General features: G+C 59.4%; 18 protein-coding genes. 8 read left to right on the top strand and 10 right to left on the bottom strand.

Features of this window, described 5'->3' with window-relative positions; translation table 11 throughout:
• Positions 1–4: 4 nt before the first annotated feature.
• A complete protein-coding gene (locus tag FHX09_RS03315; RefSeq protein WP_165933191.1) occupies positions 5–544 on the bottom strand; it encodes a hypothetical protein in 540 nt (179 codons plus the stop codon).
• A 223-nt stretch (positions 545–767) separates the two neighbouring features.
• On the opposite strand from FHX09_RS03315, the gene FHX09_RS03310 reads away from it, so the two are divergent.
• Positions 768–1,220 (top strand): hypothetical protein, encoded by a 453-nt coding sequence (locus FHX09_RS03310; RefSeq protein WP_165933192.1) that lies wholly within the window; start codon positions 768–770, stop codon positions 1,218–1,220.
• A 221-nt stretch (positions 1,221–1,441) separates the two neighbouring features.
• Here FHX09_RS03310 and infC read toward each other — a convergent pair whose 3' ends face one another.
• The gene (gene infC / locus FHX09_RS03305) at positions 1,442–1,978 is read right to left on the bottom strand and encodes a translation initiation factor IF-3 (protein ID WP_025658610.1); all 537 of its coding nucleotides are present in this window, start codon (positions 1,976–1,978) and stop codon (positions 1,442–1,444) included.
• A 179-nt stretch (positions 1,979–2,157) separates the two neighbouring features.
• On the opposite strand from infC, the gene FHX09_RS03300 reads away from it, so the two are divergent.
• The gene (locus FHX09_RS03300) at positions 2,158–2,958 is read left to right on the top strand and encodes an alpha/beta hydrolase (RefSeq protein ID WP_132594088.1); all 801 of its coding nucleotides are present in this window, start codon (positions 2,158–2,160) and stop codon (positions 2,956–2,958) included.
• A 151-nt stretch (positions 2,959–3,109) separates the two neighbouring features.
• Positions 3,110–3,709: a transglutaminase-like cysteine peptidase gene (locus FHX09_RS03295; RefSeq protein ID WP_007798618.1), complete on the top strand. Its 600-nt coding sequence runs from the start codon at positions 3,110–3,112 to the stop codon at positions 3,707–3,709.
• Between the two features lie 87 nt (positions 3,710–3,796).
• On the opposite strand, the gene mbfA is transcribed toward FHX09_RS03295, so the two are convergent.
• Complete coding sequence (gene mbfA / locus FHX09_RS03290) at positions 3,797–4,780, bottom strand: iron exporter MbfA (protein WP_132594086.1); 984 nt, start codon at positions 4,778–4,780, stop codon at positions 3,797–3,799.
• Positions 4,781–5,094: 314 nt separating this feature from the next.
• On the opposite strand from mbfA, the gene FHX09_RS03285 reads away from it, so the two are divergent.
• Positions 5,095–5,463, top strand: a complete 369-nt coding sequence (locus tag FHX09_RS03285; RefSeq protein ID WP_007798609.1) for a helix-turn-helix transcriptional regulator — start codon at positions 5,095–5,097, stop codon at positions 5,461–5,463.
• A 15-nt stretch (positions 5,464–5,478) separates the two neighbouring features.
• Here FHX09_RS03285 and FHX09_RS03280 read toward each other — a convergent pair whose 3' ends face one another.
• The 5 genes from FHX09_RS03280 to FHX09_RS03260 form a co-directional block, all read right to left on the bottom strand.
• Positions 5,479–5,688 carry a hypothetical protein gene (locus FHX09_RS03280; RefSeq protein ID WP_132594084.1) on the bottom strand — a complete coding sequence of 70 codons (210 nt, stop codon included), beginning with the start codon at positions 5,686–5,688 and terminating at the stop codon, positions 5,479–5,481.
• 148 nt (positions 5,689–5,836) lie between these two features.
• Positions 5,837–7,729 (bottom strand): tetratricopeptide repeat protein, encoded by a 1,893-nt coding sequence (locus tag FHX09_RS03275; protein ID WP_132594082.1) that lies wholly within the window; start codon positions 7,727–7,729, stop codon positions 5,837–5,839.
• A gap of 220 nt (positions 7,730–7,949) precedes the next feature.
• Positions 7,950–9,077 (bottom strand): molecular chaperone DnaJ, encoded by a 1,128-nt coding sequence (gene dnaJ / locus FHX09_RS03270; RefSeq protein ID WP_007798598.1) that lies wholly within the window; start codon positions 9,075–9,077, stop codon positions 7,950–7,952.
• 84 nt (positions 9,078–9,161) lie between these two features.
• Positions 9,162–11,078, bottom strand: coding sequence for a molecular chaperone DnaK (gene dnaK, locus FHX09_RS03265; protein ID WP_132594080.1), 1,917 nt, complete (start codon positions 11,076–11,078; stop codon positions 9,162–9,164).
• A gap of 235 nt (positions 11,079–11,313) precedes the next feature.
• Complete coding sequence (locus tag FHX09_RS03260) at positions 11,314–13,662, bottom strand: transglycosylase domain-containing protein (RefSeq protein ID WP_132594078.1); 2,349 nt, start codon at positions 13,660–13,662, stop codon at positions 11,314–11,316.
• Between the two features lie 297 nt (positions 13,663–13,959).
• Here FHX09_RS03260 and FHX09_RS03255 point away from each other — a divergent pair, with 297 nt between their 5' ends.
• Together FHX09_RS03255 and FHX09_RS03250 are read left to right on the top strand one after the other, a co-directional pair.
• Positions 13,960–14,220 carry a hypothetical protein gene (locus FHX09_RS03255; protein WP_244423788.1) on the top strand — a complete coding sequence of 87 codons (261 nt, stop codon included), beginning with the start codon at positions 13,960–13,962 and terminating at the stop codon, positions 14,218–14,220.
• A gap of 171 nt (positions 14,221–14,391) precedes the next feature.
• Entirely contained in the window at positions 14,392–14,574 is a 183-nt protein-coding gene (locus FHX09_RS03250) for a hypothetical protein (protein WP_007798587.1), read from the top strand.
• A gap of 512 nt (positions 14,575–15,086) precedes the next feature.
• Here the strand turns inward: FHX09_RS03250 and FHX09_RS03245 are convergent.
• Complete coding sequence (locus tag FHX09_RS03245) at positions 15,087–16,475, bottom strand: M20/M25/M40 family metallo-hydrolase (protein ID WP_132594076.1); 1,389 nt, start codon at positions 16,473–16,475, stop codon at positions 15,087–15,089.
• Between the two features lie 189 nt (positions 16,476–16,664).
• On the opposite strand from FHX09_RS03245, the gene FHX09_RS03240 reads away from it, so the two are divergent.
• Positions 16,665–19,052, top strand: coding sequence for an EAL domain-containing protein (locus tag FHX09_RS03240; protein WP_132594074.1), 2,388 nt, complete (start codon positions 16,665–16,667; stop codon positions 19,050–19,052).
• Positions 19,053–19,054: 2 nt separating this feature from the next.
• Here the strand turns inward: FHX09_RS03240 and FHX09_RS03235 are convergent, their stop codons facing one another.
• Positions 19,055–19,471: a MarR family transcriptional regulator gene (locus tag FHX09_RS03235; protein WP_007798574.1), complete on the bottom strand. Its 417-nt coding sequence runs from the start codon at positions 19,469–19,471 to the stop codon at positions 19,055–19,057.
• A 423-nt stretch (positions 19,472–19,894) separates the two neighbouring features.
• On the opposite strand from FHX09_RS03235, the gene polA reads away from it, so the two are divergent.
• A complete protein-coding gene (polA, locus tag FHX09_RS03230) occupies positions 19,895–22,894 on the top strand; it encodes a DNA polymerase I (RefSeq protein WP_132594072.1) in 3,000 nt (999 codons plus the stop codon).
• The last annotated feature ends 81 nt before the right edge of the window (positions 22,895–22,975 follow it).

Below are 22,975 nucleotides of genomic sequence, written 5' to 3'. Positions count from 1 at the left end.
GCCCCTATCCCCCCAGCAGCACTCCGTTTCGAGCATTTACGCGCAACGTCCTGATCGCCCCTGCCCCGTCGCGCACTTTCACCTGATAGACGTCGCTGAACATGGATCGCCTGAGGTTGACGTCGATCACCCGCCCGTAGCGTTTTGCGTCAATGCGCTCCAGCACCGTCTTCAGTGGAAGAATCCGGCCTTCGCGGACGGCATCACGCGCCCGATCATAGTCCGAGGCGCGGCCACTTCGTCCGCTACCGCTGTCATCGCTGCCGCTGTGATCGTCACCATCATCATCGTTCCCGTGATCGTCGTGACCGTCGCCGCGACCGGAACCGGAACCGGAACCCGAGCCGGAACTGCCGCTGCCGGAGTTGGACCCGGAAGAACCAGAAGAGCCGGACGAGCCACTGCCACTTGAACCGCTCCCGCCGCCGCCATCATCGCTGCCGCCATCCTTGGCTTGCGCATGGGAAACGAGGATCGGACCGGCGGCGGCAAGCCCCACCGCCAGCATCAACATCGTCATCAAATCGCGACGGCTTGTGTTCATTGAACTTCTAAGTACCTCAATGCATCTGCAACCGCGGAGCCTACACTGAACGCATTGTCGCGACGAGACAAGGCTCCAAAAATCCAAGAACTCCGCCGGGGCGCGGCGGAGTTCTTTCTTCCGAAGGGGTGGCCGGAAGACCGCGCCGGGCAGATTATTGCGCCGAAGCGGGAACTATAGTGACGCTGGTGATTGCGCCAGGATTTCGGACAAAATCCCCTCTATGGGGATGCGCGACCACCACGCGCGTTCCATCTTCAAGCTCAATCTCGACCTCAAGCCGACGACCAAGCTGGTCCACGGCGGCAAGCGAGCCGTTCAACAGCCCCGCAAGGCTCGCCTCCGACACCGAGAGCGTTACTTCCGGGCGATTGTCGTTGCGGCCGCCATGGCGTTCACCGGGATTGTCGTCGTCGCGATCGTGCTCAGCGCCGTCATCACGGCCGCGGCCATGATGGTCATCCCCATCGTCATGACCGCCTCGACCGCTGTGATCGTCACCACCGCGTCCGCTACCGCTGTGGTCGTCGCTGCCGCCGCTGTGACCGGAACCACTGTTGCCGCCACCGCCGCTGCTGCCAGAACCGCTGCCGCCGCCGTCATCGCTGCCACCACGGGCAAACGCAGCCGACGAGAAATGGTCAGGGCCGAACGTCTGAATTGTTGGGAGAGATAGGGTCACTGCAAGTGCCGCGGCGGACGCCAGGAGCGTGCGTGAGATGTTCTTTTTCATGATCTTTGCTTTCTGCGCTCTTCTCTGTTGAGTGCAGAATGCCAAAGTCTCGCTGACAGACCGTTGAGCGCTTTTGTCAGCGTCCTGTCAGTTTGGGCAAACATCAGCCCAAAATACAAAAGCCGCCCTTACGGACGGCTTTGATACGAGAGTGGCGACGCGCCTCACTTCGGCGCGAGCACCATCATCATCTGGCGGCCTTCGAGCTTGGGCTCGGCTTCAACCTTGGCATATTCGGTCGTGTCGGCCTTCACCTGCTGCAGCAGCTTCATGCCAAGCTCCTGGTGCGCCATTTCGCGACCGCGGAACTTCAGCGTTACCTTCACCTTGTCGCCATCTTCAAAGAAACGGCCCATCGCCTTCATCTTCACCTCATAGTCATGGGTGTCGATGTTGGGGCGCATCTTGATTTCTTTGACTTCGACAATCTTCTGCTTCTTGCGCGCCTCGGCGGCCTTCTTCTGGTTGGCATATTTCAGCTTGCCCAGATCGAGGATCTTGCACACAGGCGGTTCGGCATTTGGGGAGATTTCCACCAGGTCGAGACCGGCTTCCTCAGCCATTTTCAAGGCCTGGTCGGTGGGCACGACGCCCAAGTTCTGTCCTTCAGCATCAATCAGCTGAACTCGGGGGATGCGAATTTCCCGGTTCGAGCGCGGCCCTTCCTTCACGGGCGCGTCGGCTTTAAAGGGTCTGCGAATGGTCGTATTCTCCTCGCGTTGTTTCGGATCGCTGCAGCCTCGGCACTCCCAATAACGGAAGCACAAACGTGGTTTCACCATTGCTGCAACGGAGTCGGTAACACTCTTTAGCGGAAAAAACACCTGCTGTCAGCCTGTCAAGAATCTGTTTTATAGGCCAAAACAACTGGAGTTCCGCGATGTTTGACGCAAATCTCATCCATGACCATCAATATCTGACCGTCGGAGAAGGCGAGGCCGCGCGCGAGATTGCCTACATCGCGCGAAGCCAATCCGGCCAGGCGGCCGGCCCAACCCTTGTCTGGTTATCCGGATACCGCTCCGACATGAGCGGCAGCAAGGCGATCGAACTGGACAGGTTTGCCACAGAAAACGGCCTTGCCTGCCTGCGCCTCGACTATTCCGGTCATGGCCTATCCGGCGGCAAGTTTACCGACGGGACGATCTCGCGCTGGCTGGAGGAAGCGCTTGCGGTTATCGTCCATACAGCACCCGAAAGCATCCTCGTCGTCGGCTCGTCGATGGGTGGATGGATAGCCTTGCGGCTCGCCCAGGAACTCGCCAAGCTGCAGGACGGGCCAAAGCTGGAGGGCATGGTTCTAATTGCGCCGGCTCCCGACTTCACCTCCGATCTCATCGAACCGAACCTCACGAAGAAAGAAAAAGCCTCCCTTGCCGAGCGCGGCTACTTCGAAGAGCGGTCGGCCTACAGCCCGGAGCCGAACATCTATACACGGGCGCTGATGGAGGATGGGCGCGACAACAGCGTGCTCAGGGGCATCATCGAGACCGGCTGCCCAGTGCATATCCTGCAAGGGATGAAGGATCCCGACGTTCCCTATCAACATGCTATGAAGCTCGTGGAACACCTCCCCGCCGACGACGTCGTTCTAACCTTCGTGCGTGACGGCGATCACCGGCTTTCGCGGCCCCAGGACATCGAGCGTATGCTTGCTGCAGTCAAAGGGCTGATCCGCTAAGCCAAACGATATCACCTGTGCCAAATCCTAACGAATTTTAACCATGTTGGTGGGTAGCAAGCCCCTCCCCAGAAGTAACGATTGACTCTTCGAGCCTCTGTCCGTTAACTTTTTGTTAACAATACATGGGCGATGCAAGGGAAAAGCGGGCGTGCGAATCAAGGGTTTCCTCGTGGCCATGATGGCCGTGTTTGCTATGTCTACAGCCGCGACGCCGGCTTCCACCAACAACCTCTCGATGGTCACCGGCGCGGCCACTTCCCAGCCGATCGGCCATTACGACTTCTGCCAGACGCATCGCAATGAGTGCGGCCCGAACCGCAATGTCTCGCCGGCTGAGATGTCGGATGCGAAATGGGGAATGGTGCGATCGGTCAACGCCACGGTCAACAACAGCATCACTCCGATGACCGACAAGGAAATCTACGGCAAGGATGAGGTCTGGGCCTATCCGACAACCGCCGGCGATTGCGAAGACTTCGCCTTGCTGAAGCGCCGTATCCTGATCCAGCGAGGCATTTCGCCGGCTAACCTTCTTCTCACCGTGGTTCGCAAGCCCGATGGCGAAGGCCACGCCGTGCTGACACTGCGCACCAGCCACGGGGACTTCGTGCTCGACAACCTGGCTTCCAACGTCAAGCCGTGGTTCGACACGCCCTATTCGTTCATCAAGCGACAGTCGAGCGCCAATGCCGGCCGCTGGGTCACCATCGAAAATGGCCGCGACGTTCTCGTCGGTGCTCTGAAGTAGACGATATCGGATGGAACAAAGAAGGCCGGCAAAAAATGCCGGCCTTCTTTGTTGGGACTGAGTTGATTACTGCTCGGGAACTGCGGCTCAGCCGTTGCCGATCAGGATGCCGGCACCGAGGACAAGACCGCCGCCGACGACCACCTGTAAAGCAGCACGTAAGAACGGCGTTTCCATAAATCTGTTCTGGATGAACGCGATTGCCCAAAGCTCGAAGATCGCAATGATCACCGCCATCGTCGTTGCCGTCCAGAAGTTTGTGATCAGATAAGGCAAGGTGTGGCCAAGACCACCAAGTGCGGTCATGACGCCGCAGGCGAGACCGCGCTTGATCGGCGAACCACGGCCCGAAATCTTGCCGTCATCGTGGGCCGCTTCCGTGAAGCCCATCGAGATGCCGGCGCCGACGGAGGCGGACATGCCAACCAGAAACGTCTGCCAAGTGTCCTGGGTCGCAAAGGCAGCGGCGAAGATCGGCGCCAGCGTTGACACCGAGCCATCCATCAGACCGGCAAGACCAGGCTGTACATAGGTCAAGACCAGTTGCCGGCGCGCAGCAAGGTCTTCCTCAGCCTTCACATTTTCAGGCGTGTGCTTGTCGCCCAACATATGGGTGATCTCTTCGTGGCCTTGCTCGGCCAGCGCCAAGTCCCCCAACAGTTGCCGGGTATTGGCATCGGTAACGCGGCCCGCCGCTTCGACATAGAAGCGATAGGCCTGCTGTTCCATGGCCACCGCTTCACCCCGGATTCTCTCCAATGAAAGGCTGCGCCGCAACCAATCGGGCTTCCGCTCATAAAACCCGCGAACATGTTCCCGACGAATGAGTGTAATGCGCTCGCCGAACCGCTGGCGATAGATTTCGATCAGGGACTTTCGATGCGTGTCCTCCACCTCAGCCATTTCCTCGAAGACCTTGGCGGATGCGGGGTACTCGCCCCGCAGCATGTCGGCGTAGGCGAGATAAATGCGCGCATCGTCCTCTTCGGAGCCGATAGCGAGCGCCAGTATTTCCTGCTCGGACAAAGAGTCAAAGGAACGCTTGGATGATCCAAAAAGCCTACGCAGCATAACAACCTCATTTTTAGAATTATTCTAAAATATGCGCTGCGCTGGCTCTGGTCAAGTTGCCCGCCACGGGCGACTGAGAATTCGGCGCGCGAGGACCACAAGTAAAATCAAGTGCCATCCAGGCTGATTTCCCGCCCTTAACTGGCATCCCAAATAATGTGCACGCCAGGGTCGGTACCTACGCCGAAAGTCTAGGCATACCACCGAAAAACCACAGAAAAAGCCGGTTGAATTTTCCAACTGAAGGGTTGAGATATTGCGAAACGCGGGCATAGTACTACGCAAATATAATTGCCTTATAAGGGAACAACACGGTGCCAGATCCGGTAGATATTATTGTCGGTAGAAATGTTCGGGCACTCAGGTCCAAAAGACGCATATCGCAGCTGGAACTGGGGGAGGCGCTCGGGCTGACTTTTCAGCAAATTCAGAAATATGAGAAGGGCACCAACCGCGTATCAGCAAGTAAACTGCACCAGATTGCGGTCTTTCTGGGTGTGGATATTTCCGAGTTGTTCGAAGGCGCCAATCCCAATGATGGCGCGGGAAAGCAGGGCCTCAGCCCCGAAGCCTATGAGTTGGCCATGCACTACGACAGGCTTCTCTCCACGGCTGGCAAGGAGGCCGTGAAGACGATTCTCTCGATTATGTCCGGTGAAACCTACGCCGAGGCCTTAGGCTAGAGCCTTCATTTCGCGTCAGTGCAACTCGCGTTCATGAAGCGCAACGAGCAGATCGTCCTGCGTATGATGACCTGCGTGATAGAGATCGATCGCGATGCTCGCTATTGAAAGTCCCTGTTGGCTGCGCATCTTGATATTGCGCTCGGCACACCACGCGTAGAGCGCACCGGCAAGCACGTCGACATCATCGGACTGCAAAGACAGAGTAGTGGCTGCTGCCGTCATGGAAGTTGCCCTTGTTCTTGGTTGATCCCCGGCAGAATACTGGCCGCTTTGCTTGTCTTTGCAAAGCGGCATTCACTGCCTGCGTTAACGCAAGACAGATGTGCATTTCCGCTTGTTTCAGAATGGAACAATTGGGCAGGCGCCGGCGCTATTCCGAAGCGACCCTAAAGTCGAGGGAGGCCGAACATGCCTCGATCGCATCCAGCATTTTCTCGAAGCGTGGATGATCGCGCACGGAATCGAGGTCCGAATCATGCTTGAACCATAGGATGTGATAACAGGATGACTGCGGCAACAGCTCCTCCAACAGGTCGAGCGCGGCGTCGCATTCGTTCAACAGCGCATAAACGCAAGCGATGTTGTATTGTGCAACGATGTCATCCGGATCGATCGTCTGCGCGCGCTTCACCCACTCTTTTGCTCGTTCCGCATCGCCCATGTGCGCCAATGCAAGCGCACCGCGATGGGCCGGCCCGGAGTTTTCCGGATGCCGCTCCAAGGCCTCTTCGGCACGCTCGATGCATACGCGCGCCCAATGTGCCCGTTCCTCCATCAGGCCGAGCGATCGACATGCACTCATCAGATGGATGGGCGAGAGATAGTCGTCGGGGCGTATCTCGGCCGCCCTTGTGAAGAAGGTGATCGCGCCCTCGAACTTGCCCTGCATGAAAAGGAAACGACCATAGTGGAAATTCGCCTCATAGAGATCGGGCTCCAGCGCAAGCGCCTTTTCGAATTCGACAAGCGCCTCCTCGTCTCGCCCGTCCTGGTGCAGCGCCAGCCCCCGCGAGGCATGCGCCTCCGCAAGATTTGGATCGAGCGCAAGCGCCTTGGCACTCAGACTGAGAATTCCCTGTAGCGTATACTCGCCCGCATGCCAGTCGCGAAGTGCCGACTCGCAATCGGCCATGCCGGCATAGGCACGCGCATATTCCGGATCCAGCGCGACAGCCGTTGCAAACATGCGCCGGGCCAAGACCAGATAAGGCCTCGTCCAGGTATGGGAAAGCTGCCGGCCGCGCAGATAGTAGGTGTAAGCCTCGACGTTGCTTGTCGGTTCCGCCTCGATTGCCCGCCGCTCCTCGGGCAGCAGCTTGATCTTGAGCTGATCAACGATCGCGTGGGTGATCTCGTCCTGGATCGCAAAAATATCGGTGAGGTCGCGGTCAAAGCGGTCCGCCCAAAGGTGCCCGCCATTCCTCGCATCAATCAGCTGCCCCGTAATGCGCACGCGCTGCGCCACCTTGCGGACGCTCCCCTCGAGAACGAAGTCGACACCGAGCTCGGCTGCGACCTGTTTCACCTGCACGGATTTGCCCTTGTAGGTGAAGGCGGTGTTGCGCGCGACAACGTAAAGGTTCGATATCTTCGAGAGATCGGTGATGATGTCTTCAGTGATACCGTCCGAAAAATACTCCTGCTCGGCGTCGCCGCTCATATTGGTGAACGGCAGCACGGCGACGAGCTGCTTGTGCTTTTCCCTGGCCGCGGTCAAAGCGGCCTTGTTGACCTTCAATGGCAGCGCCCGCCGTGGCGAGATCGCGTAGACCCTCACCGGCTCCTTGATGTTCTTGAGCCTGTGCTCGCCCCTGTCTTCAAAGGAAAGGTCGAGCCGGGTTCCGACATGGTCCCTGACGGAGGCGGAGACGGCAATGCCGCCAGGCTCGGCCAGTGTCTCAAGCCGCGCGGCAACATTCACACCATCTCCGAAGATGTCTCCATCCTCGACGATCACATCGCCCAGATGAATGCCAATCCGAAATTCAATTCGCTTGTCCTCCAGCACGGACAGATTTCGCTGAGCAGTCTCCCGCTGAATCTCATCAGCGCAGGCGACGGCGTTCACGATACTGGAGAATTCGACCAGCATGCCATCGCCGGTCAGCTTGACGATGCGGCCGCGATGCTGAGCAATCTTCGGATTGAGAAGCTCGGTGCGGCAATTTTTCACCGCACTCAGCGTCCCGGATTCGTCTGAGCCCATCAATCGGCTGTAGCCGACGATGTCTGCTGCAAGGATGGCTGCGAGACGGCGTTCCAAGTGTCCCCCGGCGCTGTAATGTTACTAGGCGCCTGCTAATTTAACCTTTTATTATCTTAATGTCCTGCCAATCATTTGGTTGATACAAGATTATAAAGCGATTTTTGAATATGAGAGTCGAGCCATTGCAGCAACCCTGCATAGGCAGAGTGGAACAACAAACAACAAAGGCCCGGTTGCAACAACAACCGGGCCTTTGTCGCATTTCATGCCTGATTGATCAGTTCTCGAAGAATTCCTTCATTCGCGCGAAGAACCCGGTCGATTCCGGATTGTTCTCCTTCGAGGAAAGCTGCTCGAACTCCTGAAGAAGTTCGCGCTGGCGCTTCGTCAGCTTCTGAGGAGTCTCGATCTGGATCTGAATGTAAAGATCGCCGGTCTGGGGCGAACGCAGCACTGGCATACCCTTGCCCTTCAGGCGGAATTGCTTGCCGGCCTGCGTGCCCTCCGGCACGGTCACGCGTGACTTCGTGCCGTCGAGCGTCGCAACGTCGAAGGTGCCGCCGAGAGCCGCCGTCGTCATCGAGATCGGGATGGTGCAGTAGAGGTCGGCGCCATCACGTTGATAGAATTCATGCGGCTTGACCGACAGGAAGATATAGAGATCGCCCGATGGACCGCCGCGCATACCGGCTTCGCCTTCGCCCTGCAGGCGAATGCGGGTGCCGTCTTCGATGCCGGCCGGAATGTTCACGGAGAGCGACCGCTCTTCGGTGACGCGACCCTGGCCATGGCACTTCGCGCAGGGATCGGGAATGATCGTGCCGCGACCATGACAGGTCGGGCAGGTACGCTCGATCGAGAAGAAGCCCTGGGCAGCGCGCACGCGGCCCGAACCCTGGCAGGTGCCGCAGGTCTTCGGCTGCGTACCGGGCTTGGCGCCCGAACCTGAGCAGACGTCGCAGGTAATCGAGGTCGGAACGCGAATTTGCGCCGTCTTGCCGGAGAAGGATTCCTCCAGCGAAATTTCCATGTTGTAACGAAGGTCGGCGCCACGCTCGCGGCCGCCGGACGAGCGCTGCCGCTGACGACCGCCGCCCATCATCTCGCCGAAGATATCCTCGAAAATGTCGGAGAATCCACCGCCGCCAAAACCGCCGCCGCCACCGCCCATGCCACCGTGTTCGAAGGCGGCGTGACCGTAACGGTCGTAAGCCGCGCGCTTCTGCGGATCCTTCAGCGTTTCGTAGGCTTCGTTGATTTCTTTGAATTTGCGCTCGGCGTCATGGTCGCCCGGATTCTTGTCCGGATGGAACTTCATGGCGAGTTTGCGGAAGGCGCTTTTCAGCTCTTTCTCGTCCGCCGTCTTGGCGACACCCAGCGTTTCGTAAAAATCGGCTTTTGCCATTAAGGATTAGACCCCGGAAATGGATTTCCGGCTGCCACGGAGGCAGCCGGAATGTCAGTTTCAAGCTTGACCGTTTCGTCCCGCTTAAGCGGACTTCTTGCGGTCGTCGTCCTTGACTTCTTCGTAGTCGGCATCGACGACATTGTCATCGCCTCCGGCTGCGGAGGCATCAGCCGTGCCGGCCTCTGCCTGCTGGGCTTCATAGATCGCCTGGCCCAGCTTCATGGAAACTTCCATGAGGGTTTGGGTCTTTGCCTTGATGTCTTCGGCATCCGGCTCACTTGCTTCGACCGCAGACTTCAGAGCAGCGATCGCATCGGAGATCGCGGTGCGGTCGGCCTCGGAGACCTTATCGCCGTAATCCTTCAGCGACTTTTCCGTGGAATGGATCAGGCTTTCGGCCTGGTTCTTGGCTTCCACGCCTTCGCGACGCTTCTTGTCGGCTTCGGCATTGGCTTCCGCGTCCTTGACCATCTTTTCGATGTCGGCGTCGGAGAGACCACCGGAGGCCTGGATGCGGATCTGCTGTTCCTTGCCGGTGCCCTTGTCCTTGGCCGAAACCTGAACGATGCCGTTGGCGTCGATATCGAAGGTGACTTCGATCTGCGGAACGCCACGCGGTGCCGGCGGCAGGCCAACGAGGTCGAACTGGCCGAGCAGCTTGTTGTCGGCAGCCATTTCGCGCTCACCCTGCGAAACGCGGATGGTGACCGCCTGCTGGTTGTCGTCAGCGGTCGAGAAGGTCTGCGACTTCTTCGTCGGGATCGTCGTGTTACGCTCGATCAGACGGGTAAAGACGCCGCCAAGGGTCTCGATGCCGAGGGACAGCGGGGTTACGTCAAGAAGCAGAACGTCCTTGACGTCGCCCTGCAGAACGCCGGCCTGGATAGCTGCGCCGAGTGCCACGACTTCATCAGGATTGACGCCCTTGTGCGGCTCCTTGCCGAACAACTGCTTGACGACTTCCTGGACCTTCGGCATGCGGCTCATGCCGCCGACGAGAACGACTTCGTCAATCTCGGCAGGCGTCACACCGGCGTCCTTAAGGGCTGCCTTGCACGGAGCGATCGTGCGCTGGACGAGATCGTCGACCAGGCTTTCGAGCTTGGCGCGCGTCAGCTTCAGCGTCAGGTGCTTCGGGCCGGTTGCATCGGCGGTGATGAACGGCAGGTTGATTTCCGTCTGCTGCGCGGACGAAAGTTCGATCTTCGCCTTTTCAGCAGCTTCCTTGAGGCGCTGCAGAGCAAGCTTGTCGCCCTTGAGGTCGATGCCGTTGTCTTTCTTGAACTCGGCAACGAGGTATTCGACGAGACGCATGTCGAAGTCTTCACCGCCGAGGAAGGTATCGCCGTTGGTGGACTTCACTTCGAAGACGCCGTCGCCGATTTCGAGGATCGAGATATCGAACGTACCGCCACCCAAGTCGTAAACGGCGATGGTCTTGCCGTCCTTCTTGTCAAGACCGTAGGCAAGTGCGGCTGCCGTCGGCTCGTTGATGATGCGGAGAACTTCGAGGCCAGCGATCTTGCCGGCATCCTTGGTTGCCTGGCGCTGTGCGTCGTTGAAGTATGCGGGAACGGTGATGACGGCCTTTTCGACCTTTTCGCCGAGATAGGACTCAGCGGTTTCCTTCATCTTCTGAAGGATCATCGCGGAGATCTGTGCCGGAGAATAGGACTTGCCCTGGGCTTCGACCCAGGCGTCGCCGTTGTCACCCTTGACGATGTGGAAGGGGACGAGGCTCTTGTCCTTCTCAACGGTCGGATCCTCGTAGCGGCGGCCAATCAGGCGCTTCACTGCGAAGAGGGTGTTCGTGGGGTTGGTGACCGCCTGGCGCTTGGCCGGCTGACCAACGAGGCGCTCGCCATCGTCAGAAAATGCCACCATGGAAGGGGTCGTACGCGCGCCTTCCGCATTCTCAATGACCTTTGCGTCTTTGCCGTCCATGACTGCGACGCAGGAATTTGTCGTTCCGAGGTCGATACCAATTACTTTTGCCATGTCATTCTCTCCTTGAAGCAAGCTGTCGGAACCCCGAGAAGGCATTTCCCTGACAGCCCCTTACGGGATGGGTCTTTAAGATTAACGCAATCGTGATTGCGGTGATGCGGCGTATATAAGGAGCGGTTTTCGGGACTGCAAGGCGAGAAATAGCCAGAAAACCAGCAAAACAGGCGCCTAGCAATTAATTTCGACAGGCGCAGGAAAATGGCATTTTTCCGGCCAAACGCTTTAGCTACTGCCCCATGATCAAGTCGAGCAAGGTCGTCCGTCTCGGCCTGCCCGTCGGCGACGGTTCAGGCTCGCCGATATCACCCGGCGGCAGCGCGTCGCCGTAGCCAACATCGCCGTCTTGAGCGATGTCGGCGGGAGGCACCGGACCGCCATTAACCGGAGCCATCGGCTGACGTCTTGGTCGCTCGGTCGCCTGTGGATAGCGCTCACGAACATCGGCCCCGCCCCCGAAGACACCGGAGAGGATGCTGCCGATTGTGGTCGGCTCCTCAAGCGGCGGCGCCATGCCAGGCTCGACAGAGGCCATCGGCTGATCGCCGAAACCGGGATTGACTGCGGGATCTGTCATAAACTGCCCATTGCCGAAGAGCGGTGCCGGCGACAGTCCCTTGTGTGCGGCGACCATGAACTCCTGCCATGCCCTGGCCGGCAGGCCGCCGCCCGTCACTTTCTTCATCGGCTTGCCGTCGTCGTTGCCGAACCAGACGCCGGTTGTAAGGTTACTGGTGAAGCCAACAAAGAGCGCGTCGCGCGAATTCTGGGTGGTGCCGGTTTTGCCAGCCGCCTGCCAACCGGAAAGCTTGGCGCTCTTGCCGGTCCCCTGGTTGATGACACCCATCATCATCGTGTTCATGTTGGCAGCAATCGCCTCCGACAGGACGCGGGGCGGATTGTCATAGGTGTTCTCGTAGAGCACCCTGCTGCCGTCGGCCGTCGTCACACGCCGAATCACGTGCGGCGTCGCCTTGTAGCCGCCATTCATGAAGGCGGCATAGGCGCCGGTGAGTTCTGTCAGCGACACTTCCGACGTGCCAAGAGCAATCGAGGCATTCGGCTGCAGTTCCGATTCGATGCCGAGGCGGTGCGCGAGCTTGATGACCTGGTCCGGTCCGTCATACATCACGAGCTGGGCGGCGACGGTGTTCAGCGACTTTGCAAGTGCCGTCGCGAGCGTCACTTCGCCATTGTACTTCTTCTCGTAGTTCTCCGGCGTCCAATCGCCGATCCGGATCGGTGCGTCATTGAATATCGAGAACGGCGTCAGACCCTTTTCCAGCGCCGCAGCGTAGACAAACGGCTTGAAGGAGGAGCCGGGCTGGCGCTTGGCGGTCACGGCGCGGTTGAACTGGCTGTCGGCATAGTCCCTGCCGCCAACGAGCGCACGGATTGCGCCCGTCCCGTCGAGCGAGACCAGTGCGGCCTGCGAGGCGTCGAGCTTGGCACCATCCTTGCTCAATACGTCGTTCAGCGACTGCTCGGCCCGCTTTTCCAGCGTCTTGTCGATCGTCGTGTCGACGACGATGTCTTCCTTGACGTCGCCGATCAGGCCGGGCAGCTGGTCCATCACCATATCCGCGACATAGTGCCCAGCGCCCGACCAGTAGCGCTTCGCCTTGGCCGGCGTCTGCGACATGGCGGTCTTTACTTCATCGTCTGTGATGTAGCCCTGATCGCGCATCGTCTGCAGAACCACCTGCGCGCGGGCATTGGCTGCCTCAGGATCGCGGGCCGGCGACAGACGCGACGGTGCCTTGACGAGACCGGCGAGAAGGGCTGCTTCACCAAGGTTCACGTCACGTGCGGACTTGTTGAAATAACGGCGCGAGGCAGCTTCGACGCCATAGGCGTTCGAGCCGAAAAACACGCGATTGAGATACATCGCAAGGATCTGGTCCTTGGTGTATTTTTGCTCCAGCCAAAGCGCAAGCAGGACTTCCTGCACCTTGCGCTCCAGCGTGCGGTCCGGCGACAGGAATAGGTTCTTTGCAAGCTGCTGCGTCAATGTCGAACCGCCCTGGACCATGTGTCCGGTCGTCAGGTTGGTGACGAAGGCACGTGTAAGGCCAAGGGGATCCACGCCGAAATGCGAGTAGAAGCGACGGTCTTCGATGGCGACGATCGCTTCCGGGATGTAGGGCGACATGTCTTCGAGCGCGAGCGCTTCGCCGCCCGTCGTGCCACGATTGGCGAGGACGCTGCCGTCAACAGCTGTGATCTTGACGTTCGGGGGGCGCTCGGGAATGGCCCAGGTGCTGGCGCTCGGCATGCGCGACCCGTAGTAGACGACGAGGCCGGCGACGCCGATGCCGGCCCAAATACCAAAAACAATGCACCAGTAGACGATACGGCGGATGAAGCCGAAGAAACTTCCGCCTTCACGCTCCCGGCGGTCGCGTTTGCGTCGCTCGGGCTGCCGTGCCCGAGACGATTTTGGAGCCACGCGCTTGCTTGAGCGTCCACGGACCACACGGTCGTCGGCATCGAGCGCGAAATCGTCATCATCGTCACGGTCATCGCGGCCGCTGAAAGTGGGTTCGATCCTGTCGCGTGATTTGCCTCTGCCCGCCATCTAGTACCCGGTACACCCCATCTTCGCTCTGAGCAACGACGCCGCAGAAGCCGTGCCTTGCCAAACGGTTCTCCGCCCGGTTGAACTTTAAATGCGGCGATTTAAGGGGTGGTTAAGAAGTGGTTAGAAGGGCCACCGCTGCCCCAATAATGTCAAATTTGGTTCAGCCCCTGTTCACCCAACCGGCTCTCTAATCCACGTGCAAGGGACTTGCATAACAGAGGTGCAGAGATGCGTATGAGAATGATTGCAGCCGCGATCGCCATTTGTGGGTTTGGCGTTTCCGCGGCTGAAGCGATGCCGATTGTGCCGGTGAACGGCGCTGCGGGCAAGAATACGGTACTTGTCGATTACGCTTGCGGCCGCGGCTATCATCTCACTCGGTGGGGAAATTGCCGACCGAATTGGAACCGCCCGCCACCGCCGCGCTACGGATGGCGCTCTGATCGTCGCTATGGATGGGGCGGCCCGCCGCCACGCTATGGCTGGCGTTATGAGCGGTCCTACGGATGGGATCGTCCGCCGCCATGGGCTCGCGATCGCTACGGCTGGCGCTGATCACGCAGTTCAAACCAGAGCCCGGCGCGCCAATCGGCCGGGCTTTGTTTCATTTACGAAGCCACGCTTTTTTGGCATGGCTGCCATTCGTTGCTACCGTCACAAATCTGACATATAGCATGCCGAATTGCGCCTAGGATTAGTGCAGCACGCGCAATATGTAGGCATTTCATGAGCATCGACATTAGCAACATCGAAGAATTCAAGCTGCGCGAAGTCTGGAGCGTGCATGAGTTTGCGCGCCGCTACCGGCTGACAAAGATGGAAGAAAGCCGCCTGAAGATGCTGCACGGCCCGTTCGCAGAGATGCGCGAGCTGCTCGTCTGTCGGCAGAACTCCGTTTCCCTCTGGTAGCAGGGAACCATCAGCGGCCTAATGAATTAAGTCCGTAGCGAAACACGCCCTATACGTTTCGCTGAAGGTCGGCCGTCTCCCCTCAAACGTGCCGATCGCGATCAGGCCCGGTGTCTCTCCCAGAGCGCCGGGCCTTCCCATGTCGCCGGTGGAAGCCTCCCCCCTCGGCAAGCGAGCAAAAGGGCGGCCGCTGCAGCGGCCTCGTCGAACTCCTGAAAGCCTCGAAACGCAGAAATGCGTTAGCCCTACTTGAAACGCGAGGCCGGCATTCCGACATAGGACCAACATATTGCAGCCGGTGGAAAGCTGTGCGCGCAAGCAAGGTTGCCGCTTCCATCGTTTTGATCGCGGCTCTCAAATTAACCATTGGTTGACCTTTCGCGATCACTCTGGCTGCAACATTCGCTTCCTCCTTGACCACGGATGTACTGGCATCGAAATGAAGCGGATGACGAAAGGCCGGCTTGTTCCGGCCTTTTTGTTTTTCAGGCTCTCAAGAGAGCAGGCTTTCCTTACTTGGCCAGCGCTTCCAGGATGCGAATCCAGGAGCGGATGCCCTTGTGATAGGAAGCAAGCTCGTACTTCTCGTTGGGCGAGTGAATGCGGTCGTCGCTGAGGCCGAAGCCGACCAGCAACGATTCCATGCCGAGCATCTTCTGGAAGTCGCCGACGATCGGGATCGATCCGCCCATGCCAATGACGACGGCAGGTTTCGGCCACTCGTCGGAAAGCGCATTCTTGGCCTTCGTCAGCACCGGCGAATCGTAAGAGAGATGGATGGCCGGCGAGCCGCCATGCGGGTGGAATTCGACAGAGCAATCCGCCGGGATTTTCGAACGGACATAACTGCGGAAGCTTTCCCGGACGGCATCGGGGTCCTGCGTCCCGACGAGGCGGAAGGAAACCTTGGCGGAGGCCTTGGCCGCGATCACTGTCTTGAAGCCTTCCCCGGTATAGCCACCCCAGATACCATTGATCTCAGCGGTCGGACGTGCCCACGTCAGTTCGAGGACCGAGCGGCCCTTTTCACCAGAGGGGATCGACAGACCAACCTCGCCCAGGAAGGTCTCCGCGGTCTTGCCGAGAGTTTCCCAGGACGCTTTGACATCGGCCGGGGTTTCCTCGACGCCATCATAGAAGCCTTCAAGGGTGATGCGGCCGGTTTCATCATGCAGGCCGGCAAGCGCAGCCGTCAGGATGTGGATCGGATTTGCGGCTGCACCGCCGAACAAGCCGGAGTGCAGATCGCGGTCGGCGGCCGTTATGACGACCTCCTCCCCGACAAGCCCCCGAAGTGCTGCGGCAATCGCCGGCGTATCGCGATCCCACATGCCGGTGTCACAGACGAGCGCGTAGTCGGCCTTCAATTCCGCGGCGTTAGCCTCAAGGAAAGGCTTCAGCGACGGTGAACCGGATTCTTCCTCGCCTTCGAAAAGAATGGTGATGCGGCAGGGCAAAGCGCCGTTCACTTCCTTGTAGGCACGGCAGGCTTCGACGAAGGTCATCAACTGGCCCTTGTCGTCGGCCGTGCCGCGACCCGTCAGGATCTTCCGACCATTGCCAACATCCTTGATCGACGGCTCGAACGGATCGTTTTCCCAAAGCTCGATGGGATCGACCGGCTGCACGTCGTAGTGGCCGTAGAAAAGGACATGCGGCGCATCGGCGCTCGCAGCGGCATGATGGGCGACAACCATGGGATGGCCGGGTGTGGAACGCACGGAAGCATCGAAACCCAGTGTCTTGAGATAGGAAACCAGCCAGTCGGCTGCCTTGCGGCACTCGGCCTTGAAGGCCGGGTCGGTAGAAATGGATTTGATCCTCAAGAGCTCAAACAGCTTGTCGAGGCTTGACGGCAAATTCTGGTCCGCGCGCGAAAGCACTGGCGTTACGTAGGTCATTTTCGACTCCTTTCGAAATTCGGCGGGACGATAGACCAAAGGTAAATCGCTTTCGAGTTGAAAAAAGATCGGAGGGGAAACGGATCGCCGGGAGACTCACCTGAAGACGAGGGCATGAAATCGCGGATACAATTTACAGTTATTTAGGGAAGGCTAAATAGCATGCCGACAATGTGTTCGAGGTGAGATATGTTCTCTGTAGTCACCTGCATTCGCGACAACCATGACTGGCGCCTAATTGTTGCTGCCGTCATCGTTTGCCTGATCGGCAACCTTGCCTCGACGCTGCTCTTGTTCCGCGCCCAGGAATGCGATCCCGGACAGCAACGAAACTGGATCATGGCATCGGCATTTGCCTGTGGCGTCGGCATCTGGGCGACGCACTTCATCTCAATGCTCGCCTATGATGGCGGCTTCACGATCACTTATGGTCTCGGCTTGACAACACTCTCCGTTGTGTTGGCGATATGCGTCTCCTGGCTGGCCATCCTGGTGTCCGCGGAAGGCACGAGCGCGTATTCCTTCGTGCCCGGTGGCATCTTGATGGCGCTCGGGATCGGTTCGATGCACCTGACGGGCATGCGGGCGATCGAAGCCCAGGTTGATATCGTCTACGATCTTTCAGCAACGCTGATCGCGCTGCTGATTGGCGCGACACTCGCGAGCATGGCCTTTCTCTCCTTCAAGAGGCTCAAGGGGGCAAAACGGCTGCTGGTGCCGGCGATCGCCATGGTGCTCGCCATCGCAGCGATGCATTTCATTTCGATGAGCAGCATAACGCTCATTCCCGAACCCGGACGAAGCGCAACCGCAACCGTTCTGGAGCCGAAAGCCCTGGCTGCGATCATCATGGCGGTGTCGACGGCCCTGATCCTCGTCGCTCTCGGCGCCGTATTTCTCGAAAGCCATCTGACCGATCTACGCGGCCTCGCAAACGCCTCGATGGAGGGGCTGCTCGTTCTGCGCGAAGGAAAGATCATCGACGCCAACGAACGCTTCCAGCAAATGTCGGGCTGGCACTTGGCCGAGCTGCTCGGGGCTGATCCGACCTCCGTTCTGATGAGCATGGATGGCAGCACGCCCGCCTCCCGCGAGGAGACGCTGTTGACCAGCAAAGACGACAACGAGATCCCGGTTGAGATCCTGTCCCGTCGCATGGTCTATCGCGGGCGCAACTGCGACGTCTTGGTGATTCGCGATCTCACCGAACGTAAGCGCGCCGAGAAAATGATCGAGCATCTGGCGCAGCACGACGTTTTGACCGGCTTGCCGAACCGCTCGCTGTTCGAGACGCGCATTCGCCACGCTCTTCAATTGGCCCAGCGCAAAGGCACGCAGATTGCCGTCTTCTGTCTGGACCTCGATCGTTTCAAGGCCGTCAACGACATTTTCGGACATGCGGAGGGCGACCGCATCCTCTGCAAGGTTTCGACAATCCTGCAGCGCGTGGCCGATGAGGGCGACACGGTCGCTCGACTTGGGGGCGATGAGTTCGCGATCATCCAGACGGGCAAGCAGCAGCCGGACGCAGCGCGCAAGCTTGCGGGGCTTATTCTTGACGGGCTCGCCGCTGAAATGGATATCGCCCGCGATCCGACCGCCGTCGGCATCAGCGTCGGCATCGCCGTCTATCCTACGGACGGACGCACGGCGGAAGAGCTGAGCGACAACGCCGACACGGCGCTTTACCGTGCCAAGCATGCCGGGCGCGGCAAGGCCTGCTTCTTCGACGCGGAAATGGACGAAACCGTGCGCGCCCGTCGCCAGATCGAGGCGGAGCTGCGCCATGCGATCACGCGCAGCCAGCTCTCCGTTAGCTACCAGCCGATCCTCGACAGCAGGACGGATACCGTCACCGGCTATGAAGCCCTGATGCGGTGGAATCGGCCCGGGCACGGCATGAGTGAACCGGAGGTCTTCATGGGCATCGCCGAGGAAAGCGGTGTGATCGTGCAGCTTGGAGAGTGGGTGATGCGCCAGGCCTGCACCGAAGCGGTGCGGTGGCCGCAGCCGCTGTCCATCGCCGTCAACGTCTCGCCGGTGCAGTTCATGCTCCCGAACCTTTGCGAGCGGGTTGCGGCGATCCTCGAAGAGACCGAGCTGGCCCCGGAGAGGCTGGAACTGGAGATTACCGAAGCTGCCTTCGTGCGTGACCGAAGCAATGTCATCGCAACGTTGATGCGTCTGCATGGACTTGGCGTGCGCATCGTCATGGACGACTTCGGAACGGGCTTCTCGTCGCTTTCGAACCTGCGCGCCTTGCCCTTCGACAAGATCAAGGTGGACCGCAGCTTCACCGGCATTCTCGAGCATGACGCAGCCGCCCGTTCCATCGTGCGCGCCATCATCGGCCTTGGCCACAGCCTGGGAATTCAGGTCGTGACCGAAGGCGTCGAAACGGAACTCCAGCGCCAGATCGTCATCGAAGAAGGCTGTGAGCAGATGCAGGGCCTGCTTCTCGGCAAGCCTGATATCGAACCGAGCGTCAAGCTGGCAGCACGTGAGAGCCTCCTTGCAACCCACGCCGACGAGTTGGATCGGCCGTATGCTCCCGCCACCATAACGGCGGCGGAATAGGCTTAAAGCTTTTTGGCGTTGTCGAGAAGACGACGGATATATTCGAGGGTCAGTTCGCGTTCGAAGCTCTTGAAGCCCCGAAAGAGCGCGAGATCCGCTTCGCGCGCCGCCTCGATCGCGTCGTCTTCCATGCCTTTGGCCTTGTCGGTCAGGAAGATCAGCTGGGCGCGCTTGTCGGACGGATGCGGACGACGATCGATCAGCCCGTCGCGCGCCATGCGTGCAAGCGTGTTTGCCATGGTCGCCTGTTCGATGTCGACGCGAGCCAGCAACTGCTTCTGGGTCAACCCGTCCTCGGCCCAGAGTTCGAGAAGAACCGGGAACTGCCCTGGCGAAAAGCCGAGCCTCGCCGCGCGCTGCTGCAGCGAACGAGCGAAGCCCTTGGCCAGCTGGCTGGCAAGATAGGCTCCCGAGTCCATACGATTAATTCCCATCTTCTCAGTTAGTCGCAAAATACTCGACAAAACGATTCAACAAAACGCCTGCGATGCACGACAAATACTTTCATCGCAGGCTGTCCTTTGAAAGATAGAGCAGAAAAACAAAGCCGCCATAGCCTGGAGGTGTGGCTATGGCGGCTCTAAAATGGGGACAAAGGCCCGGAGAGGGGATAAGGCCTTTGTCCAAGTCCGATGCGGCGGGGGACAAGCCAGCTATCAGACCCTCGACGCGATCAACACGATCAAACGTCGGTAGTAATCATTTGTGATCGGGAATGTGGCTTTTCAAGGGAAAGCCGAGGATTGACTATTACAAATTAGTAACAGTTTGGTGAGGCAGAATCTTTTCTCACTCCTAACTTTATATGGACCTTCCAAGGTGGCCGCGCTATCCATGACGCCATGAAAAAAGGCGATCATCTTTTCCTAGTCGACGGCTCCGGTTTCATCTTTCGAGCCTTTCACGCACTCCCTCCGCTAACGCGCAAATCCGATGGCCTGCCGGTGGGCGCGGTGTCCGGATTCTGCAACATGCTGTGGAAGCTCCTGACCGATGCACGCGACACGTCGGTCGGGGTGACCCCGACGCATCTTGCCGTCGTCTTCGACTATTCGGCAAAGACGTTCCGCAAGGATCTCTACGACGCCTACAAGGCGAACCGCTCGGCGCCGCCCGAGGAACTGATCCCGCAATTCGGGCTCATCCGCCATGCAACGCGGGCTTTCAATCTGCCGTGCATTGAGACGGAGGGTTTCGAGGCCGACGACATCATCGCAACTTATGCGCGTCAGGCCGAGGCGCTCGGCGCCGATGTTACGATCGTGTCCTCGGACAAGGATCTGATGCAGCTGGTGACGCCTGCTGTCCACATGTACGACAGCATGAAGGACAAGCAGATCGGCATTCCCGATGTCATCGAGAAATGGGGCGTGCCGCCCGAGAAGATGATCGATCTTCAGGCGATGACCGGCGACTCGGTCGACAACGTGCCTGGCATCCCCGGAATCGGCCCGAAGACAGCGGCGCAGCTGCTTGCCGAATACGGCGATCTCGACGCGCTCCTGGAACGCGCGACCGAGATCAAGCAGGAGAAGCGCCGGCAGACAATCATCGAGAATGCCGACAAGGCGCGCCTGTCGCGCGAACTGGTGCGGCTGCGCACCGACGTTCCGCTGGAACTCAGCGTCGAAGACCTGACCCTCGAGCCGCAGAATGGACCGAAGCTGATCGGCTTCCTGAAGGCAATGCAGTTCACGTCGCTGACGCGGCGCGTGGCCGATGCTTGCGATTGCGATGCCAGCGCGATCGATGCCGTCGATGTTCCGGTCGAGTGGGGCGCGGCGGCACGCGGCCCCGATCTCGACGTCGCCCAGCACGAGCCAGTTGCCGGTGGCATTCCCGATGTCGCCGGCGAGTCGGTGCCCGTTCCGGCGAAGGCGAACGGCGGGAATGGTCGTGAAGGCACGTTCCTGCCTGGCGATCTTGCCAAGGCGCGCGCCGAGGCGTTTGCCTCCCTGCCCTTCGACCACTCGCGCTATGTCACGATCCGCGATGTCGCGACGCTTGACAAATGGATTGCCGATGCGCGCGAGACGGGACTGATTGGCTTCGACACCGAGACGACGTCGCTCGATGCGATGCAGGCGGAGCTTGTTGGATTCTCTATGGCGATCGCCGACAACGACAAGAACGCCACCGGCACCAGCATCCGCGCCGCCTATGTTCCGATCGGCCACAAAACAGGTGTCGGCGATCTGCTCGGCGGCGGGCTCGCCGACAATCAGATTCCGATGCGCGATGCCCTGCCCCGGCTGAAGGCACTGCTGGAAGACGAGTCGATCCTGAAGGTCGCCCAGAACCTCAAATACGACTACCTGCTGATGAAGCGTTACGGCGTCGAAACGACGAACTTCGACGATACGATGCTGATCTCCTACGTTCTGGATGCCGGAACCGGCGCCCACGGCATGGATCCGCTCTCGGAGAAATTCCTCGGTCATACGCCAATTGCCTATAAGGACGTGGCCGGCAGCGGTAAGTCGAACATTACATTCGATCTCGTCGATATTGATCGCGCCACACATTATGCGGCCGAAGATGCCGACATCACATTGCGACTCTGGCTGGTCCTGAAGCCACGCCTTGCGGCTGAGAAGCTCACGACGGTTTACGAACGCCTCGAGCGACCCTTGCTTCCGGTTCTGGCGCATATGGAAGCACGCGGCATCACCGTTGACCGGCAGATCCTCTCGCGCCTGTCCGGCGATCTCGCACAGGGCGCCGCGGCGCTGGAGGATGAAATTTACAAGCTCGCCGGTGGGCGCTTTACCATCGGCTCGCCAAAGCAGCTGGGCGACATCCTGTTCGGCAAGATGGGACTTGCCGGCGGCACGAAGACGAAGACCGGGCAATGGTCGACATCGGCAAGCGTGCTCGAAGACCTCGCGGCCGCTGGCTTCGAACTGCCGCGCAAGATCGTCGACTGGCGCCAGCTGACCAAGCTGAAATCGACCTACACGGACGCGCTGCCGGGATACATCCATCCTCAGACGAAGCGGGTCCATACCTCGTATTCGCTGGCCTCGACGACGACCGGCCGCCTCTCGTCCTCGGAACCGAACCTGCAGAACATTCCGGTGCGCACGGCGGAAGGCCGCAAGATCCGCACGGCATTCATTTCGACGCCCGGCCACAAGCTGATCTCGGCCGACTACAGCCAGATCGAGCTGCGCGTGCTGGCGCATGTCGCCGAGATCCCGCAGTTGACGCAGGCGTTTGCCGATGGCGTCGACATTCATGCGATGACTGCGTCGGAGATGTTCAGCGTGCCCGTCGAGGGCATGCCGTCCGAGGTGCGGCGTCGCGCGAAGGCGATCAACTTCGGGATCATCTACGGCATTTCCGCCTTCGGTCTCGCCAATCAGCTTTCGATCGAGCGCTCGGAAGCGGGCGACTACATCAAGAAGTATTTCGAGCGTTTCCCCGGCATCCGCGACTACATGGACAGCCGCAAGCAGATGGCGCGCGACAAGGGCTACGTTGAGACGATCTTCGGGCGGCGAATCAACTACCCGGAGATTCGCTCCTCCAACCCGTCGGTTCGTGCGTTCAACGAGCGTGCGGCGATCAACGCCCCGATCCAGGGATCGGCGGCGGACATCATTCGCCGGGCAATGATCAAGATGGAACCGGCCCTTGCCGAGGCGGGGCTTGGAGATCGCGTGCGCATGCTCCTGCAGGTGCATGACGAACTGATCTTCGAGGTCGAGGACGCTGATGTCGAAAAGGCCACACCGATCATCGTTTCAGTCATGGAGAATGCCACCATGCCGGCGCTTGAAATGCGCGTGCCGCTGAAGGTCGATGCACGTTCAGCGACCAACTGGGACGAAGCGCACTAAGCGCTTCGTCGAAAATCCATTAAAATTTTCATCACCTTTCAAATTGTTGATATCAAATATTTTTCTTTAAATTTTTCGTCG

This window comes from Rhizobium sp. BK538, from assembly GCF_014197575.1.
GTDB lineage: Bacteria > Pseudomonadota > Alphaproteobacteria > Rhizobiales > Rhizobiaceae > Rhizobium.
Note: the sequence above shows the minus strand (reverse complement) of the source record. Positions and strands in the feature narration are given on the sequence as shown.

What these genes read in the sequence shown, in the direction of transcription:
- FHX09_RS03315 (WP_165933191.1), bottom strand. Translation starts at nt 544, where the DNA reads ATGAACACAAGCCGTCGCGATTTGATGACGATGTTGATGCTGGCGGTG.
- FHX09_RS03310 (WP_165933192.1), top strand. Translation starts at nt 768, where the DNA reads ATGGGGATGCGCGACCACCACGCGCGTTCCATCTTCAAGCTCAATCTC.
- FHX09_RS03300 (WP_132594088.1), top strand. Translation starts at nt 2,158, where the DNA reads ATGTTTGACGCAAATCTCATCCATGACCATCAATATCTGACCGTCGGA.
- mbfA (WP_132594086.1), bottom strand. Translation starts at nt 4,780, where the DNA reads ATGCTGCGTAGGCTTTTTGGATCATCCAAGCGTTCCTTTGACTCTTTG.
- FHX09_RS03280 (WP_132594084.1), bottom strand. Translation starts at nt 5,688, where the DNA reads ATGACGGCAGCAGCCACTACTCTGTCTTTGCAGTCCGATGATGTCGAC.
- dnaJ (WP_007798598.1), bottom strand. Translation starts at nt 9,077, where the DNA reads ATGGCAAAAGCCGATTTTTACGAAACGCTGGGTGTCGCCAAGACGGCG.
- dnaK (WP_132594080.1), bottom strand. Translation starts at nt 11,078, where the DNA reads ATGGCAAAAGTAATTGGTATCGACCTCGGAACGACAAATTCCTGCGTC.
- FHX09_RS03260 (WP_132594078.1), bottom strand. Translation starts at nt 13,662, where the DNA reads ATGGCGGGCAGAGGCAAATCACGCGACAGGATCGAACCCACTTTCAGC.
- FHX09_RS03255 (WP_244423788.1), top strand. Translation starts at nt 13,960, where the DNA reads ATGCCGATTGTGCCGGTGAACGGCGCTGCGGGCAAGAATACGGTACTT.
- FHX09_RS03250 (WP_007798587.1), top strand. Translation starts at nt 14,392, where the DNA reads ATGAGCATCGACATTAGCAACATCGAAGAATTCAAGCTGCGCGAAGTC.
- FHX09_RS03245 (WP_132594076.1), bottom strand. Translation starts at nt 16,475, where the DNA reads ATGACCTACGTAACGCCAGTGCTTTCGCGCGCGGACCAGAATTTGCCG.
- FHX09_RS03240 (WP_132594074.1), top strand. Translation starts at nt 16,665, where the DNA reads ATGTTCTCTGTAGTCACCTGCATTCGCGACAACCATGACTGGCGCCTA.
- FHX09_RS03235 (WP_007798574.1), bottom strand. Translation starts at nt 19,471, where the DNA reads ATGGACTCGGGAGCCTATCTTGCCAGCCAGCTGGCCAAGGGCTTCGCT.
- polA (WP_132594072.1), top strand. Translation starts at nt 19,895, where the DNA reads ATGAAAAAAGGCGATCATCTTTTCCTAGTCGACGGCTCCGGTTTCATC.